Source organism: Paenibacillus sp. FSL K6-1217 (genome assembly GCF_045040735.1).
Lineage (GTDB): Bacteria > Bacillota > Bacilli > Paenibacillales > Paenibacillaceae > Paenibacillus_AQ.
Window position 1 is genome coordinate 2,266,429 of record NZ_CP150271.1, and the last position, 16,449, is coordinate 2,282,877.

Below are 16,449 nucleotides of genomic sequence, written 5' to 3' on the forward strand. Positions count from 1 at the left end.
ACTCCACCTTTAGTCTTGTTCTCCCGTAACTTCAATATCGGCGTCGAATTTGAACACATAGGCAGCGATCAGCCAGATAATCCAGCAGTTCAGCCCAAAGAACAGATATCCGAAATAGCCCAGAACCGGCATCTCGGAGAAAATATGAAACTTGTCCAGATAAGGCACCGAGTATTTCCAGTAATTCGGATTGGTCGGAGCATCGTCATGGAACCACTCACTGCCGAAGTTCCAGAACTCCCAGAAAAATCCGTTGAACACCGTAGCCAGACCCACCAGAATGACCTTGGACCAGTCTCCGTTCTTCACCGGCGTGAAGGGGGTCCAGTAACCGGCAAGCGCCATGGCTGCGGACAGCATCGGAACCAGTGCTACCCACAGAACCCAGAACAGCAGGTACGGATAATAACCCATGCCGAAAGCCAGGATCAGGCCGAGCACATAATAGACGATCAGCCACAGCCGGGACACCTTCAGCTTAGGCCCATGGCTATAACGGCTGCGGAACAGACGGAAGGTCTTGAGGAGTAAGTACCATTCGAAGATAGCCGGAAGGACCGTGGTATAGGATAAGGAGAACCAGAAGACATTACCGAAGTTAGAGAACACCTCATTATTGGGGTAATACCAATTCTCCAGGACGAAGAAGTTCAGGTATTCAAAAGCAAACCAGCTGAAGCAGGACACCACCGCCAGCAGCTGCATCACCCGGGGCTTGCGCGAGATGATCGAGGCTCCGTGATTCCTCCGGTAGACCAGCCCGTCGAGAATCAGAATAAAGGACCACCAGAGGGGAACAAATGTGTAATGCTCCAGGGAAATAAACAGCTTCACCCGCGCCCACATCAGGAACCAGCTAAGCGCAAGCACCGGAAGACTCCACCAGAACCAGACAGGGAACGGAGTGGCTGTGCCCGCCTTCCGGGGCGCCTCCTCCGTCTTCTTGAAGCCGAACCAGCCCGGGAATACCAGAACCAATGTGATGATCACAGCCACAACGCAGGCAAGCGAGAAATAGAGCAGGCTGAATCCGGGGTCTGCTTCGACCTTCTGGGCAGGGAAATCCCCGTAACCGGGAGGCATCCCCTTCCATTTCGCCAGACTTCCGAGCAACGGGAGCAGAAAGATCAGTCCGAAGGTAACGATCAAGAATGCTGTCTTTTTCCAAGTTTTCATTGTGCAAAACCCCGCTTATGTATGTAGTTGAAAGTCGAATTTTGTTGATAATCGCTAATATTCGATAACACTCCAGTTTATTCCTGCCGGCTGCACACAAAAAAATGCCCCACCGTCCGCTTCCATGACGTATGGGGCGTCAGCAGCAAGGCTGCGGGACCCGCTATTCCTTCAGATCAAAGCTTCATGCCAAGTGGACCCTTCAGTGTACTGGTTTCCATAACCCTCTAATAGTAGCATAATTAAGGAATTTTTGCCCATTGATTTGAGTTCAGCCACCGCAGCCCCGGATATTTGTAAATGGACAGGCACATGATACAATGGGACAGTATTGGATTTCCCTTAATTTAACATCAAAGGAGTGGCGTACATGGCAATTGATGTTTACTTGAATTTCAATGGCAATACCCGGGAAGCGGTGGAGTATTATGCCGGGGTGTTCGGGACAGAAGCTCCGCATATTATGACCTTTGGCGAAGCTCCGCCAGATCCGTCCCATCCGCTGCCCGAGGAGGCCAAATCTCTCGTCATGCATGCCAGACTACAGATTGCCGGCAGCACGGTGATGTTCTCGGATGTGTTCCCCGGCATGCCGTTCACGCAAGGCAACAATATCAGCCTGACGCTGTCGGATACAGATGAAGTGAAGATCAGGCACTGGTTCAACCAACTGAAGGAAGGCGGCACCGTCAGCATGGAATTGCAGGAGACCTTCTGGAGCAAGGCCTATGGTAACCTGAAGGACAAATTCGGCATCCACTGGCAGCTTAGCCACGACAACGGCCAGAACGGCTGACTTCCTTAGGCAGTTTCCTTTTTCGCAAAAGCAGCTCAGGATATGACGGTTCTTCCCCTGGAAGGTCGGCATATCCTTTTTAGTATGGCCCCGTAACCGTAACATTTCAAAGTTGTAACCTGATTTTTGATGCGCTTACATACGGTTATATGTTTTAATTGTACTAACGTTATGTAATCATCCTACTGAAAAGGAGACTAACTTATGGAAATATCCTCATTTTTGCTGCCCAAAGATCAGGTGGCGTTCATCACCTCCTCGATCTCCATGCGGGAAGCGCTGGAACAGCTGGAGAATCATTATTATTCGGCCATTCCGATTATTGACGATGCCGGTAAATATGTTGGGACCTTGTCGGAGGGCGATCTGCTATGGAAGCTGAAGAATACCGACGGTCTGAGCTTCGCGAATATGAATGAGGTGACCGTTGGCACTATTCAGCGTCATGTGCATAACGAGAGCGTCGAGATTCACGCGCAGATGGAGGATATGCTGACCCTGGCCGCAGACCAGAACTTCGTTCCGGTAGTGGACGACAGCGGAATCTTCCTCGGCATTATCCGCCGCAAGGATATCATCGAGTATTACACACGGAATATTACCGATTAATTCAGGTGAAGCTGCAGCAAAGGCAGGACTGTCCTCCATGGACGGCCCTGCCTTTGCTGCGTGATGCGGGTCTCTGCACCCTTAATTCTTCTATAGCTCTGTCAAAATAATCGTACCCTGCGCGGTGACCGCCAGCGTATGCTCATACTGGGCCGACAGGCCTCCGTCAATGGTGCGTGCTGTCCAGCCGTCTGCATCCACCTTGGTCCGGTAGCTGCCCGTATTGAGCATCGGCTCAATGGTGAACACCATGCCTTCCTTAATCCGCGGGCCTTTGCCTGCGGGGCCGTAATGAGGCACTTCAGGCGCTTCATGCATCTCGGAGCCAATCCCGTGACCGATGAAGTCCCGGACCACGGAATAGCCGTTAGATTCGGCATACACCTGGATGGCATGAGCTACGTCGCCAATGCGGTTGCCGGCTACAGCCTGCTCAATGCCTTTGAACAGGGATTCCTTGGTCGTCGCAAGTAATTTCTCCGCCTGCTCACTAATCGTACCCACCCCGTAGGACCAGGCCGAATCCGCCAGCCAGCCGTTCAGGTTGACCACCATATCAATCGTTACAATATCTCCATCCTTCAGCTCCTCATGCTTTGGGAAGCCATGACAGATGACATCATTCACAGATGCGCAGGTAGCATAAGGATAACCGTGATAGCCTTTTTGCTCCGGGGTCGCCCCTTGGGAGAGGATGAACTTCTCCGCAAACTGGTCGATCTCCCAGGTGGTAATTCCAGGCTTGATTAACCCGGCGATCTGCCGGTGGCATTCCGCCAATATTTTGCCGGCTGCCCGCATCTTCTCAATCTCTTCCATCGATTTCATAATGATCATTCAATTCGCCTCTTCTGTACAGAATCCATTACTCACTATATATAATGGCTCTTGGTTATAATGGGGTCGTGCTACTCTATATTATTTGAACTTCCACACCCTTAGAAGGGTGAAATTCTTAGCTAGTTAGCGGGCGCATACGTTTCCGCTTTGCCCTACTGCTAAGTTAAGGGCGAGTTCATTCGCCCATCCTAGATCAGAGCTTATAGCTATCTAGGCTGGTAGACTGTTACCATCTGCCACAGGTTGACGCATAATGTTGATGGCACCGACCCGATCCCGATGTGCTGTATAACCGCAGTCGCACTGATACGTTCGATCCTTTGCTTTGTTCCGCTGTCCACAAGAGGGACAGGTTTGCGAGGTGTATGCCGGATTCACTTCAACCACTTGGATTCCAGCAAGTGCCGCCTTATATCCGATGAACATTTGCAACTGATAGAACGACCATTGATGCAGATTTTTAGCGTTTTTACGACTTGTTCTTGTCGTCTTACGAATTTTAGTCAGTTTCTCCAGCTTGATGACAGACACCTTTTCTTGAATCGCCATATTCACGATCTGGCGGCTGATTTTGTGATTCTGATCTTTCATAAAACGACGTTCCTTGTCGTTCTGTTTACGGATCGCGGATAACTTTTTAAGCTTTCCTAATTTGCGGCGATAGCTACTGTACTTACGGCGAACAAACTTGTTTTTACGTCCGTTTCCGCAAAATGTTGTCTTCCCGCTAGAAGTTACGACAACAGCAGGCACTTTCAAGCCTAAATCAACTCCCATCACTTCATGACCATCGGCTGGCTTAGTGGGGCATTCGATTGAAATTTGAACAAACCATTTCGCTGATTTTTGAACCACGCGCAGAAGTCCAAGCTTCCCATTCGAAAGGATGTCTCTCTCCCGATCCGAAAGAAGCGCAGGAACCACAAGACGTTGTACTTTTCCATACAGGATTACTGGGAACGAAATGTTGTTGCCCCAAATCGTATAATTTTGATTGTTCACGTAGTACACCCTCTTTTGGAGAAGAGGTCGCTTCTTCGTTTTCTTGAACCGCTGAAATAGGCTTTTGGCGTCTCGAATCACTTGATTCTTTACGGCAGAGGGTAGATTGGCATGAACGGTTTTTGAAGTTAGTTTCGGAAACGTTCCAGACCTTTCAGCTTGCTCCGTTAATTCGTTGACGGTTCGAATATATTCGCCCCCCATATCTACTAATATAGACGGACGGGGTGGAAAAATGCGGATTTGAATCGTTACGGTTTGCAGGGTCTCACCCCCTTGTTTTTTGTCCCTCAACATATCGTTTGATCGTTTCGCTTGAAAAGTTCCCTGCCGTACTGACCAAGTATGAACGAGTCCAGAGGGATTGCAAGTGGTTCAAGTGCTTAAATTGTTCACGGAGGCGCCGGGAAGTGATTCCTTTGAGTTTCGCCATCAGTTCTGCAGGAGAATCGGTGGGCAGTGCGCTTAGAAAAATATGCACATGATCAGGCATGACTTCCATTGCTAATAGCTGCCAATCCTGTTCGGCACATATCTCTGTAACGATTTGCTTAAACTGAATCTCGACTTGATCGACTAGCACTTTACGTCTGTATCTAGGGCAAAAAACAAAATGATAGTTAATGAAGGATACGGTTGTTTTGGTATTTCTGTAAGCTTGTCTCATACCTTGATTGTAGCATTTAAACAATTTAACTGCTACAAGAATACGCGCTCATTTAGTACAATTTTTACAACATAAGGATGTTTATTGAACAAAGACGGTTCATCCCAACCCTAAAGGAGTGGGCTTTCTCGACCAATTTCTGTAAGGAAATTGCCAAAAATCCAAATCCGCACAACAATTAAGCCTGTCTTCCGCCAAAAAAAGCAGAAAACAGGCTCATGCCTAACGTTCTTCCTCAATAAGCGGCTGCGGTCAGTCGTGGAAATTGAGTCCCGAGGTAACCGCCTTGACATATCCGCTGCGGATCACATAATCCCCGAAGTGTTCACCAGCAATGCGTTCCTTGGCATAACCATGAATAATCGGCCCGAGGGTGTCTAGAATCTCCTGCTCGTCAATGTTCTCCTTGTACAGTTTGTTCAGCCGGTCTCCGGTGAAGCCTGCACCCAGGTACATATTGTATCTGCCAGGACCTTTTCCGATAAAAGCAATCTCGCCAAGTGCCGGTCTGGCACAGCCGTTAGGGCAGCCGGTCATACGGATGATAATCTCTTCATTCCGCAGCCCGGCTTCATCAATGATAACCTCCAGCTTATCCAGCAGGTGCGGCAGATAACGCTCCGCCTCCGCCATGGCCAGCCCGCAGGTCGGCAGCGCTACACAGGACATCGCACTTCTGCGCAGTGCCGAATGATGGGCCCCGTCCGTCAGACCGTATTGCTTGGCAAGCTCCGTAATCTTGCGCTTCTTCGCCTGGGTCACTCCGCCGATAATCAGATTCTGGTTCGGGGTCAGCCGGAAATCTCCGCTGTGAATCTTGGCGATCTCGCGCAGGCCGGTCATCAGCGGGTAGCCCTCCTGATCCTGAATCCGTCCGCTCTGGATATAGAGCGTCAGGTTCCATTTGCCGTCCATCCCCTTCACCCAGCCGTACCGGTCACCATTATGATCGAAGTGATAGCCGCGCGCCGGCTCCAGCGTCCAGCCCAGCCGTTCGTGCAGCTCGCCCTTGAACCAGTCCAGCCCGTGCCGATCGATCGTGTACTTGAAGCGGGCATTCTTGCGCACCGAACGGTTGCCGTAATCACGCTGGATCGTAACTGTCTTCTCGGCCAGATCAACCATCTGCTCCGGACGGCAGAAGCCGATGATCCGTCCCAATTGGGGATACGTGTTCGTATCGCCGTGCGTCATCCCCATGCCGCCGCCAACCGACACGTTGAAGCCGGCCAGCTTGCCGTCCTCCAGAATGGCGATGAAGCCCAGATCCTGGGAGAACACATCTACATCATTGGACGGAGGCACTGCCAGGCCAATCTTGAATTTGCGGGGCAGGTAGACCGGGCCGTAGATCGGCTCCACTACCTTGCTGTCCACGACCTTCTCACCGTCCAGCCAGATCTCATGATATGCCCGGGTACGCGGCGCAAGATGATCGCTGATTTTGTTGGCCCACTCTTGAACCTCGGCATGAACCTCCGACTGATACGGGTTCGGACCGCTCATTACATTACGGTTAACGTCTCCGCAGGCCGCAAGCGTAGTCATCAGGGTGTCGTTGATCGTTCGGATGGTCTTCTTGAGATTCCACTTAAGCACCCCATGCATCTGAAAAGCCTGCCGCGTCGTCAGGCGCAGTGTCCCGTTGCCGTACTTGTGAGCCAGCTCATCCATGACAAGCCACTGTGCAGCAGTCGCCACACCGCCGGGCGCTACCACCCGCAGCATGAACTGGAAAGCCGGCTCCAGCTTGGAGCGTTCACGCTCATTGCGCAGATCCCGGTCATCCTGCATGTAGCTGCCGTGGAATTTCAGCAGCCGGTTGTCATCCTCCGGCAGCCCTCCTGTGATCGGGTTACTGAGGGTCTCGACAAGCGCCCCGCGCAGATAATTGCTCTCCTGCTTAATATGTTCTACATCACTCGGCGGTCCGCCAATCGGCTTCACCGCTGGTTCGTTGTTTGCCATCGCTGATTCTCTCCTCTTTCGCTTAGGTCCGCTTAATAGACATCCCGCTGGTAACGCTGCTCCTGCTGAAGGGTCTCCAGATAGGCGGCAGCCGCTTCCGGGCTTAGTCCGCCTTCCTCCTGGATCACAGTAATCAGAGCGGAGTGGACATCATGGGCCATATGCTTCTCATCGCCGCATACGTATACATGCGCCCCTTCCTGCAGCCAGCGGTACAGCTCCTTGCTCTGCTCCAGAATTCGGTGCTGTACGTACACCTTCTCTTCCGTGTCGCGCGAGAAGGCCACATCCAGCCTGCTGAGGACTCCGTCCTTCAGCATCCGCTGCCAGTCCGTCTGGTAGAGGAAATCTGTAACGAAATGACGGTCTCCATAGAACAGCCAGGTTGGACCCTCAGCACCCTGCTCTTCACGTTCCTCCAGGAAGGAACGGAACGGGGCAACGCCCGTACCCGGACCGATCATGATCACCGGTACACTGGTATCCGCAGGCAGCTTGAAGTTCGGATTGTTCTGAATATATACCGGCAAGGTCGCACCCGGCTGAACCCGCTCAGCACAGTGTACCGAGCAGACGCCGTAACGTTCACGGCCATGGGACTCATATCGCACAGCCCGCACGGTGAAGTGTACTTCGTCCGGGTTCGCGTTATAGCTGCTGGCAATGGAGTACAACCGGGCCGGAAGCTTGCGCAGGATGGTCACGAAGCGGCTGGCCGGAGCCTCCCATGGTCCATAGTCTTGAATAAGATCCAGCAGATCCCGGCCCTGGATATAATTCTTTAGCTCCTGCTGCGACTCCGGGGCCAGCAGATCCTTCAGGGCAGATGTGGAGGTAAGCCCGGCAGCCTGCTCCAGGAGCGGCTTCGTCAGCACCGTAATTTCGTAATGCCTCAGCAGCGCCTCCTGTAGCGTGCCTTCTTCCCCCTTCTTGTTCAGCGGAACACGTTCGTCCGCATTCCAGCCCATAGCGGCAATAATATCATCTACCAGCTGCGGGTGGTTCTCGGGATAGACGCCCAGGGAATCCCCCGGCTCAAAGGTAATATTCGATCCGGCCAGCGACAGCTCCAGATGGCGGGTCTCACGGTCTGAGCCGCGGCCGTTCAGATTCAGATTCTCCAGGACTTCGGCATGGAAAGGATGATTTCGGGAATATTCGGATTCCAGCGACTCTGCGCTCTCGGCAGCCTGAACCGCTGCATCTGCAATCCCTGAGGCATTCTGCGCACCGTTAAGCGCACTGATTACCTGTTCGAACCACTCTGCCACCGGCTCATCGTAATCAAGGTCGCAATCTACGCGCGGGCTTAACCGCTGTGCGCCCAGCTCCTCCAGCTTCTGGTCGAAGTCTTTACCGGTCTGGCAGAAGAATTCATAGGAGGTATCGCCCAGCGCGAGTACCGAGAAGCGCAAGTCTGGAAGCTGCGGCGCTCTTTTGCTATAGAGAAATTCATGGAAGGCACGGGCATTATCCGGAGGTTCTCCTTCGCCATGGGTGCTGACCAGCAGCAGCAGGTTCTCTGTCTTCTTCAGTCCATTCGGCTTGAAGCTGTTCATCGCGGACACGGTGACCTTGAAGCCCTGCTCCTCCAGCTTGCGGGAGAGGCTTACCGCGAGCCGCTGGCAGTTGCCGGTCTGGGAGCCGAACAATACGGTTACTTCACGCGATGCTGGCGGCTGAGCGGCGGCCACTGCTCCGCCTGGTACCGCTGCTGGAGCAGCGGCAGATACGGCCAGACCGCTTGTTCCCTGGCTTCCCTGCATTGACAGCGCAGACAAATACCCGCTTAACCATACTTGCTGCGAATGCGATAGCGTGGGCAGAAGCTGGTTCAAGAGCTCTGCCTGGTTCTCATTAAAAGGACTGTTCATAACTTGTAGCTGCAACAATATCGACCTCTCCTTAGCGTGCAATCTTCTTTTCCTCTTAATATCATGAACTCAGGCTAACACAATACGTGCAAACGATCAACGAATCTTATAACAGCCATTATGTTCATGATTAGGTAAATAATTGCATAAAATGCACAAAACCCGGCTAAATCATAGTAAAATGCTCTGATTTAGCCGGGTTCATTACTAATTATGATAAGTTGCATTAGATAAAATGATAGACCGGAGACGTCTTTGCCTGCCATTTATAACAGTCTGCGGGCTGCTCTTTGCCGGAAATGGTCCACAAACAGGTAGAGCAGAATCAGAATGCCTCCGGCATTGATCGCCAGATCGGCCAGATTCATAATCCCGCCACGATTCCCGAAGGCCAGGAAATCTGTAACCTGGTGATAAAGTACCCGGTCGATGGCATTGCCGATTGCCCCGCCGGCCAGGAAGCCGCTGGCTGCTTCGAGCAAGGGGCCGCGGATTTTGCCCTGGCGCCGGTAATAGAAGATTGCTGCTACAAAAATCACGGCCACAATCGCAAAATACTTCCCGTACCCCTGGAATGAGCTGAAGGCCGCGCCGCTATTCTCATAGTATATAAACCGCAAATGCGGAGTCCAGGAAGGAAGCATCTCCCCAAGCTCCATATGGGTACGCACCAGCCACTTGGTCGCCTGATCAAGCATCAGGACCAGGACGGATATCATATAAAAAAGCATCGGCAGCTCCCCTTTCTTCTCTGGTTGTTCAACTTCATGATCAGGGTTGTGGTCACGTTCTCAACCGCGGTTACTATTTGTCACAGAATCAGTCTATCACATTCATTAGGATACTTACAAAAATATAGCCGGACCATCCCTTCAGGGACAATCCGGCCGTTATTGGTTAGATGATTCCGTATCATACACCTGCTTCGGAATGAGCCGGGTTCCAAACCCTGCTTACTATAGGTATGTTTAGCAGATGTCTAAGAGATGCAAGCTTCGCTTACCAGGCGTAGGCTTCCGGTGCCGGCTTACCCGGTCCCGGGAAGATCTCGTCCAGCTTCTTCAGCGTAGCCTCATCCAGCGAGATCTCGGTCACCCGCAGGGAGTCCTCGAACTGCTGGATCGTGCGTGGCCCGATAATCGGTGCGGTCACTGCCGGATTCGCCAGCACCCAGGCCAGAGCGACCTGATCTTCATGCTCGCCCAGCTCCTTGCACAGTGCAGAGAACTGCTCAAGCTGGCTGCGGTGCTGCTCCAGCTTGGCCGAACGGGCGCTGCGCACCCCGGTCTTCGCGAGCGCATTGCGTCCCAGCAGGCCTCCGGCCAGCGGACTCCATGGAATCACTCCCAGGCCCAGCTCCTTGGAGGCAGGCAGCACTTCCAGTTCCGGCGTCCGTTCCAGCAGGTTGTAGAGATGCTGCTCAGAGACAAGCCCGAGGAAATGGCGTTCCTTCGCCTTCGCCTGGGCAGCAGCGATATGCCAGCCTGCGAAGTTGCTGGAGCCGATATAATCGGCTTTGCCCTGAGACACCAGGATCTCGAATGCGCCCCACAGCTCGTCCCACGATACGTTCCGGTCGATATGATGCATCTGATATAATTCGATATGGTCGGTCTGCAGGCGCCGCAGCGAGCCTTCGAAATGCCGTCTGATCTTGTAGGCAGACAAGCCTGAGCCGGAATTGGGACCATCCTGCTCGTCGAACATGTCATTGTAGACTTTGGTGGCCAGCACAACCTTCTCGCGCCGTCCGCCGCCCTGCTGAAACCAACGGCCGATGATTTCCTCTGTCCAGCCGCGGCGGTCCTGACCGCCGTACACATTCGCCGTATCGAAGAAGTTAATGCCCGCATCGAGGGCTGCATCCATAATCCTGAAGGCTTCCTTCTCCTCCGTCTCCGGCCCGAAATTCATCGTCCCCAGACACAACCGGCTGACCTTCAGCCCCGATTTACCCAAATAACTGTACTTCATCGCAATTCCTCCCTTTCATTCCTGCTGGATTGGCTGCTTCACCCTCACTATAACCCTTAGAGCCTACTCTAAAGCAAGTATTGCTGGGATATTTAAATAACTTTTCACTTGGCGTCAGCACCGAATGTATGCTTTTTTCCACATACATTCGTCCCACACACCCGCACACCAGCACAATGTATGTTGTTTTCCACATACATTTGGCCCACACGCTACCCGCAGCAGCAAATATCTCCACAGCCCCCTAATGAAGTTGGAGTCCTCCCCCACAAAAATGTAGACTAGATACAGGAGGAGGATGAACACTATGGGACACCTAACGGGAACAAGAGAGAAGGCAGCGCAAGAGGTGTTATCTGGCATTAAGGCGGCGGTGGTTGCCCGAAAGTATGGGGTGACTCCGTCCACGGTGAATCAGTGGGTGAGGGATTACCGGGAAGCCCATGGAGAACAAGATCATCCGTACCCCCAGGAGCAGGTAGAGGAACTGAAGCGCCTGGTAGAGGTCGAGCAGAAATATGAGAAGGCGGTGAAGATGCTCGGTGAAAAGGAGTTAGAGATTGAGATTCTGCGTGAACTGCTAAAAAAGCCCACCCCTGCTTATCCGAAAAAATCGAGGTAGCCGAGATGTTCATTAAGCAGGGATATTCCGCAGCGTTGGTACTACGTCTCATCGGGCTCGCAGAGTCCACGTACTACGACCGTAAGAAACGCAAGTCACAGGATGCACAGGCCGTACTCCAGGGGCGCGGAAGACCCGTACCCGGCTACTCTCTGACCGAATCGGGAGAGAAGATTAGCGACGAGCAGATCCAGGAAATGCTCCTGGAACTGGTCGCTGGAGAAGAGCACGTGTACGGGTACAAGCTGCTGGCCAAGTGCTTGTGGAACCAGCACCAGCTGAGGCTCAATCACAAGAAAAGCTACCGGCTATGTCAGGCGCTGGAGATCCTGCAGCCCCAGCGTCAGAAGCGCTTTAAGCATCCCCGGAAGTTGCCGGAGAACCGAGTCATTACCGGCCCGGGCCAGCTCTGGCAGATGGACATTAAATACGGATATGTGGCAGGACGGGACCGGCATTTCTTCGTTCTGAGCATTATCGATGTGTTTACCCGGGTCATCGTCGGTTATCACCGCGGATCGTCGTGTGAGGCCAAGCACGCCTGCCAGACGCTGGGACGCGCCATGGAGCAACACTGCGCCCCTGGCAGCGCGCGCCCGGTGATCCGCACCGACAACGGCCCCCAGTTCGTCAGCCATCTGTTTGGCGACATGTGTGAAAGCTGGGAAATGACCCATGAACGCATTCCGCCTCGAACGCCGGATTTAAATGCTTTTATTGAATCGTTCCACAGTAATATCGATCGGGATTTGTTCCGCAAAGAGGCCTTCGACACGTTCGAAGAGGCCTATGAAGCGGTGGACCGGTACATGGACTTTTACAACAATCGCAGAATGCATACGAGTCTTCGCAACATGCCGCCAGCTACCTTTGCGGAGTGGGTCCTGACCCTAGAAGACCGCTCCAGCTTCTTCTGGCCGAGAGAAAAAGCGAAATAAAGAGCAAGACTACGACAAGTACTGATTTTATATGGAGGACTCCGGGATAAGGGGGTCGCACCGATATATGCTGTTTTTCGCATACATTTTGTCATGCGCCTTCTAACTGGAAAATTATATTCGGTTTTTAGTATACATTTTGCCCCACACGAGAGAATCCCCAAATATACAAAAAAACAAGCCCCCCTCAAGAGACTTGTTCCGCATTAACTATAATCCATCATATTATTGCATTACCCCTGTATTCTCTAAGCACTCACCCTGCACTCACTCAGCACTCACTCAGCACTAACTCACACTCACTCAGCACCCACTCTAGCTCTCACCAAGCGCCGCTCCATGCCCGGCCTCACCGTTATCCGGGAACAGCACCTCGCCGGTCTTCAGCTGAATGTCCACAATCTCCTGCAGCGTACCCGACAGCTCGCCTGGCGGATAGGGCTTGGTCAGGTATTTTTGCACATTATCCATCATGCTCTTATCGTCCTTATCCAGCGCCGAAGAGATTACAATCGGCACCTTCTCGGTCCGGGGATCGTTCTTGAGCATGCGGATCAGATCCCAGCCGTCCAGCTCATCGCCCAGCATCAGATCAACAACGATCGCTACGAAGGGCGTTTTGACGGCCTGGTCAAAAGCTTTTTGCGGATGATAGTGGTGGGTAACCCGGAAGCCCTTACCCTTCAGCTCCTCCGAGAGCAGCAGTGACAGGCTGTAATCATCCTCCACAATCATCACATCAGGCTTCTGCTCCTTGCCGGCGTTCCATCTGTGGAATGGTTCCTCCTCCGGGTGTCCGGCCTCTGCCTGCATCAGCGGAAGACGGAACCATACCGTCGAGCCTTCGCCTTCAACGGATTCAATCCCGATCGTTCCCTTCAACTTCTCAATAATCTCCTTGCAGATGGCTAAGCCGAGACCCGTACCGCCAATCCGCTTGGAGGCGCTGTTGTCCACTCTGCGGAATTTCTGGAAGAGCTGCCCGATCTGATTCCGGGGAATCCCCAGCCCATGGTCCTGAATCCTTACCATAATGCAGCCCGGTTCGTTATGCAGCATGACCTTAACTTCATTCTCGCCCGGCGAGAATTTGATCGCATTACTCAGCAGATTGGTCAGCACCTGGATAATCTTATCCTTGTCTACCTCAACCTCGGGATTCAGCGCCTCGTCCTCCAGCAGAATATGGTGGGTACCGCTCAGCTTGTACTGGTCTATGACACTCAGAACGGTCTCGCTGAGGTTGACCTTCTCCACATTGTACAGCTGTGTGCCGGACTCCATCCGCTGCAGGTCCAGGAAGTCGTTGATCAGCTCTGTCAGACGTTTGGCTTCCTTATGGATAGTCTCCAGATATTTGAGCTGCTTCTCCGGCTTCATGGTCTTGGACAACAGCAGCTCCGTGAAGCCCAGCACACTGGAGAGCGGAGTCCGCAGCTCATGGCTGACAGTGCTGACCAGCTCCGACTTCATCAGATCCAGCTCATACTCGCGGGTAATGTCACGGTGGACGAACAGCGTCCCCACCCGGATCTCGCGGCGGAAGACAGGGATGGCATAGGCATCTACATGCTTCATCTCTTCCTTGCCGATGGAGTACTTCATCGCACTGGATTCTACGGTGTGCTCGGACATCGCCTTCTGGTAGAAACGCTTCAGCTCTTCCGATTCATTCACCCGGAGGGTGAAGTGATCCATCCAGCGCTCCTTGGGAATCAGCATGCCTTCCATCCAGTCTTCATAGCTGAACAATTGGCTCAATGCCTTGTTAATGTGCTGAATTACGCCGTCCGTATTGACGAACTGGATGCCCTCATTAACGTTGTTCACAATATCCCGGTTCAGCTCGCGGCCATTCTCAATCTCCTCGTACATGAACAGGCGTTCAATCGCCAAGGCGACCCGGTTCATCATTCCCTGGATTTCACTGGTCTCTTCTTCAGTGAAGGGATGCCCGATGCGGGTTCCGCAGAAGACCGCCAGAATCTCGTCCTCGGCGTTCACCACGGTCGTATAGTAGTCGTAACAATACACCTCTTTGGCGGATATGCCCTGTTCTCTGGCCGAGCCCACCCGTTTCACCATATACGACTTCTCCACGCTCAGGCGGTACAGGATTTCCTTGCTGCCCTCACCGATATACCGCTCAACATTCTCCTGCGGAACCCCCTTGACTACCGCTATCTTATCCTTGACCAGCAGGAAAAGACTGGAGTCGAACGAGTACAAACGGTTCATGAATTTGTTGAATTTGTCGGCGAACTCCTGCTTGTCCAGCGTATAGGTGATTTCATGATTCAGCTGATTGTTAAGCTCCAGCATCATGGATGTCTGCTCCGTGCTTTTCAGCGTCTCCGCCAGCTCCTGCTGCACATTCTTCATCGAGGTAATGTTATTGGCAATCAGGATATACTGGTAGATCTGGCCTTCATCGTTTAGATAAGGCATCACGGTCAGCTGCAGCCAGAGCGGCGCCCCCTCCTTGGCCGTAAGCTCCGCCTCCCCGCTCCACACGCCGCCGGTCGACAGCTTGCGGACCATTTGCTCCACCTGTGGTTCTGAAATATTATGCAGCTCAAACAGCCGGTATGTGTATCCGATAATCTCGGAGCTCTTGTATCCCGTGTAGACGCTCAGATTATCGTTCACATAGGTGAACACGCCTTTGTTCGACAGAATGCCGACGGCAGAGGTCTGATTCAGCGCCTTCATCATGCTCTCAATCTCACTGAGCGACCGCTCCAGCCTGAACTGCTGATCCTGAAGCTCGTCCTGCTGGGCATGCAGCTCTTCATTCTGCATCATCAGCTCTTCCTCTTTGTCCTGGATACTGTGGGCCATATTCAGGAAGGCCTCATAGAGCCGTCCGATCTCATCCTGCTTATGCAGCTTGCCGAGCATAACCGCCTCGCCAGCCGCCAGAGAATTCGTAGCCTCTTCCAGCTTCACAATCGGATCGATGATATCTTTGAGCATCCGCCAGATCAGCAGGGTGAAGAACAGCAGCAGCAAGGTGCTAAGCATAAAGGCAATGAAGGTGAACGTATCTGCCTGCCTGATAGAGCGGGAGTTCAGTTGATTCAAGAGCGCATCTGAGTTAGCTTTGAATTGCTTCGTATAGCCCAGGAATTCATTCACAGCCCGGGTGCTGCCGCTCTGCGACAAGCTCCTGATTCCCTCATAATCATTATTCTTCACCAGACGCATCACTTCGGGCAGGGTTTGGCTTTTGTACTGTTCATAGAACACCTTAAGATCATCTCTGTAACGGACTTCTTCAGGCGACAGCCTCAGGGATGAATACTGCGCCAGAATGCCGTCCAGCCCCTTAACCGCAGTGTTCAGCAGCGCAAGCTCATTATCACTCTGGGTAGCCACATAACCTCTCGCCCGGAAAAAGACTTCATTCAGCGTCGCCGCCAGCTCGTTGATTGTCGCAGTCTTATGCTGCAGCACATCGCGGTCCTGATCGAGCTGTTCCTGCTGGACATTGACATAGAAGACAAGCCCGATTCCTCCGGCCATAATGGCAACGAACAGCAGCAGAAGAATCCGGTAATATTTCGTTTTGATGCTCCGGCCTTTAAGCTTAAGGTTTCTCACTCAGGATGTCCTCCACGAGCTGCAGCAGCTCCATCGGGCTGAACGGCTTAGGCATGAAATAACGGGCTCCCGCCTCTCTGGCCCGGTTACGGTCCATCTCCTGTGCCTTGGCTGTCAGCATCATAATCGGCGTCCGGCTCTTAAGCTCCGCATCCAGCTCGCACAGCACTTCAATGCCCGTCATTACGGGCATCATATAATCCAGAATGACCAGGTCGTAAGGCTCTGCACCCAGCCTGGCGAGCGCCTCGCCCCCATTCTCGGCGGTATGAGTCTCCACATGCTCCAGATCCTCCAGCGTATCTTCAATCAGCATGCGCAGAACCTCTTCATCATCTACAATCAGTACCTTTTGCACCATAGTTCACTCTCACCTTTCA

The 16,449-nt window shown here is 52.7% G+C and carries 14 protein-coding genes; 4 read left to right on the top strand and 10 right to left on the bottom strand.

The window, feature by feature from the left end; genetic code table 11:
* Nucleotides 1-9: 9 nt before the first annotated feature.
* The gene (locus MHH28_RS10165) at nucleotides 10-1,176 is read right to left on the bottom strand and encodes a small-conductance mechanosensitive channel (RefSeq protein ID WP_405114492.1); all 1,167 of its coding nucleotides are present in this window, start codon (nucleotides 1,174-1,176) and stop codon (nucleotides 10-12) included.
* A 370-nt stretch (nucleotides 1,177-1,546) separates the two neighbouring features.
* On the opposite strand from MHH28_RS10165, the gene MHH28_RS10170 reads away from it, so the two are divergent.
* Both MHH28_RS10170 and MHH28_RS10175 read left to right on the top strand, forming a co-directional pair.
* Complete coding sequence (locus tag MHH28_RS10170; RefSeq protein ID WP_405114494.1) at nucleotides 1,547-1,972, top strand: VOC family protein; 426 nt, start codon at nucleotides 1,547-1,549, stop codon at nucleotides 1,970-1,972.
* A 204-nt stretch (nucleotides 1,973-2,176) separates the two neighbouring features.
* On the top strand, nucleotides 2,177-2,581 hold the full coding sequence (locus tag MHH28_RS10175; protein ID WP_405114496.1) for a CBS domain-containing protein: 405 nt from the start codon (nucleotides 2,177-2,179) through the stop codon (nucleotides 2,579-2,581).
* A gap of 90 nt (nucleotides 2,582-2,671) precedes the next feature.
* On the opposite strand, the gene map is transcribed toward MHH28_RS10175, so the two are convergent.
* The 7 genes from map to MHH28_RS10210 all read right to left on the bottom strand — a co-directional run bounded on the left by map (nucleotide 2,672) and on the right by MHH28_RS10210 (nucleotide 10,906).
* Entirely contained in the window at nucleotides 2,672-3,418 is a 747-nt protein-coding gene (gene map, locus MHH28_RS10180) for a type I methionyl aminopeptidase (protein ID WP_405114498.1), read from the bottom strand.
* A 213-nt stretch (nucleotides 3,419-3,631) separates the two neighbouring features.
* Entirely contained in the window at nucleotides 3,632-4,720 is a 1,089-nt protein-coding gene (locus MHH28_RS10185) for an RNA-guided endonuclease InsQ/TnpB family protein (RefSeq protein WP_405114500.1), read from the bottom strand.
* The gene (tnpA, locus tag MHH28_RS10190) at nucleotides 4,692-5,090 is read right to left on the bottom strand and encodes an IS200/IS605 family transposase (RefSeq protein WP_405114503.1); all 399 of its coding nucleotides are present in this window, start codon (nucleotides 5,088-5,090) and stop codon (nucleotides 4,692-4,694) included. The genes MHH28_RS10185 and tnpA overlap by 29 nt, the downstream gene beginning before the upstream one ends.
* A 252-nt stretch (nucleotides 5,091-5,342) precedes the next feature.
* Nucleotides 5,343-7,058, bottom strand: a complete 1,716-nt coding sequence (cysI, locus tag MHH28_RS10195; RefSeq protein ID WP_405114505.1) for an assimilatory sulfite reductase (NADPH) hemoprotein subunit — start codon at nucleotides 7,056-7,058, stop codon at nucleotides 5,343-5,345.
* A gap of 32 nt (nucleotides 7,059-7,090) precedes the next feature.
* Nucleotides 7,091-8,947 carry an assimilatory sulfite reductase (NADPH) flavoprotein subunit gene (locus MHH28_RS10200; RefSeq protein ID WP_405116988.1) on the bottom strand — a complete coding sequence of 619 codons (1,857 nt, stop codon included), beginning with the start codon at nucleotides 8,945-8,947 and terminating at the stop codon, nucleotides 7,091-7,093.
* Nucleotides 8,948-9,198: 251 nt separating this feature from the next.
* A complete protein-coding gene (lspA, locus tag MHH28_RS10205; RefSeq protein ID WP_405114507.1) occupies nucleotides 9,199-9,663 on the bottom strand; it encodes a signal peptidase II in 465 nt (154 codons plus the stop codon).
* Between the two features lie 268 nt (nucleotides 9,664-9,931).
* Nucleotides 9,932-10,906, bottom strand: a complete 975-nt coding sequence (locus MHH28_RS10210) for an aldo/keto reductase (protein ID WP_405114509.1) — start codon at nucleotides 10,904-10,906, stop codon at nucleotides 9,932-9,934.
* Nucleotides 10,907-11,213: 307 nt separating this feature from the next.
* On the opposite strand from MHH28_RS10210, the gene MHH28_RS10215 reads away from it, so the two are divergent.
* The gene (locus tag MHH28_RS10215) at nucleotides 11,214-11,528 is read left to right on the top strand and encodes a helix-turn-helix domain-containing protein (RefSeq protein ID WP_340750738.1); all 315 of its coding nucleotides are present in this window, start codon (nucleotides 11,214-11,216) and stop codon (nucleotides 11,526-11,528) included.
* Nucleotides 11,529-11,533: 5 nt separating this feature from the next.
* Nucleotides 11,534-12,466 carry an IS3 family transposase gene (locus MHH28_RS10220; protein WP_405104868.1) on the top strand — a complete coding sequence of 311 codons (933 nt, stop codon included), beginning with the start codon at nucleotides 11,534-11,536 and terminating at the stop codon, nucleotides 12,464-12,466.
* Nucleotides 12,467-12,781: 315 nt separating this feature from the next.
* Here the strand turns inward: MHH28_RS10220 and MHH28_RS10225 are convergent, their stop codons facing one another.
* Together MHH28_RS10225 and MHH28_RS10230 are read right to left on the bottom strand one after the other, a co-directional pair.
* Nucleotides 12,782-16,069, bottom strand: coding sequence for an ATP-binding protein (locus tag MHH28_RS10225; protein WP_405114510.1), 3,288 nt, complete (start codon nucleotides 16,067-16,069; stop codon nucleotides 12,782-12,784).
* Nucleotides 16,056-16,427: a response regulator transcription factor gene (locus tag MHH28_RS10230; protein WP_405116990.1), complete on the bottom strand. Its 372-nt coding sequence runs from the start codon at nucleotides 16,425-16,427 to the stop codon at nucleotides 16,056-16,058. The genes MHH28_RS10225 and MHH28_RS10230 overlap by 14 nt, the downstream gene beginning before the upstream one ends.
* Between the last annotated feature and the right edge of the window lie 22 nt (nucleotides 16,428-16,449).

What these genes read in the sequence shown, in the direction of transcription:
- MHH28_RS10210 (WP_405114509.1), bottom strand. Translation starts at nt 10,906, where the DNA reads ATGAAGTACAGTTATTTGGGTAAATCGGGGCTGAAGGTCAGCCGGTTG.
- MHH28_RS10220 (WP_405104868.1), top strand. Translation starts at nt 11,534, where the DNA reads ATGTTCATTAAGCAGGGATATTCCGCAGCGTTGGTACTACGTCTCATC.
- lspA (WP_405114507.1), bottom strand. Translation starts at nt 9,663, where the DNA reads ATGCTTTTTTATATGATATCCGTCCTGGTCCTGATGCTTGATCAGGCG.
- map (WP_405114498.1), bottom strand. Translation starts at nt 3,418, where the DNA reads ATGATCATTATGAAATCGATGGAAGAGATTGAGAAGATGCGGGCAGCC.
- MHH28_RS10170 (WP_405114494.1), top strand. Translation starts at nt 1,547, where the DNA reads ATGGCAATTGATGTTTACTTGAATTTCAATGGCAATACCCGGGAAGCG.
- MHH28_RS10185 (WP_405114500.1), bottom strand. Translation starts at nt 4,720, where the DNA reads ATGTTGAGGGACAAAAAACAAGGGGGTGAGACCCTGCAAACCGTAACG.
- MHH28_RS10175 (WP_405114496.1), top strand. Translation starts at nt 2,177, where the DNA reads ATGGAAATATCCTCATTTTTGCTGCCCAAAGATCAGGTGGCGTTCATC.
- MHH28_RS10165 (WP_405114492.1), bottom strand. Translation starts at nt 1,176, where the DNA reads ATGAAAACTTGGAAAAAGACAGCATTCTTGATCGTTACCTTCGGACTG.
- MHH28_RS10215 (WP_340750738.1), top strand. Translation starts at nt 11,214, where the DNA reads ATGGGACACCTAACGGGAACAAGAGAGAAGGCAGCGCAAGAGGTGTTA.
- cysI (WP_405114505.1), bottom strand. Translation starts at nt 7,058, where the DNA reads ATGGCAAACAACGAACCAGCGGTGAAGCCGATTGGCGGACCGCCGAGT.
- tnpA (WP_405114503.1), bottom strand. Translation starts at nt 5,090, where the DNA reads ATGAGACAAGCTTACAGAAATACCAAAACAACCGTATCCTTCATTAAC.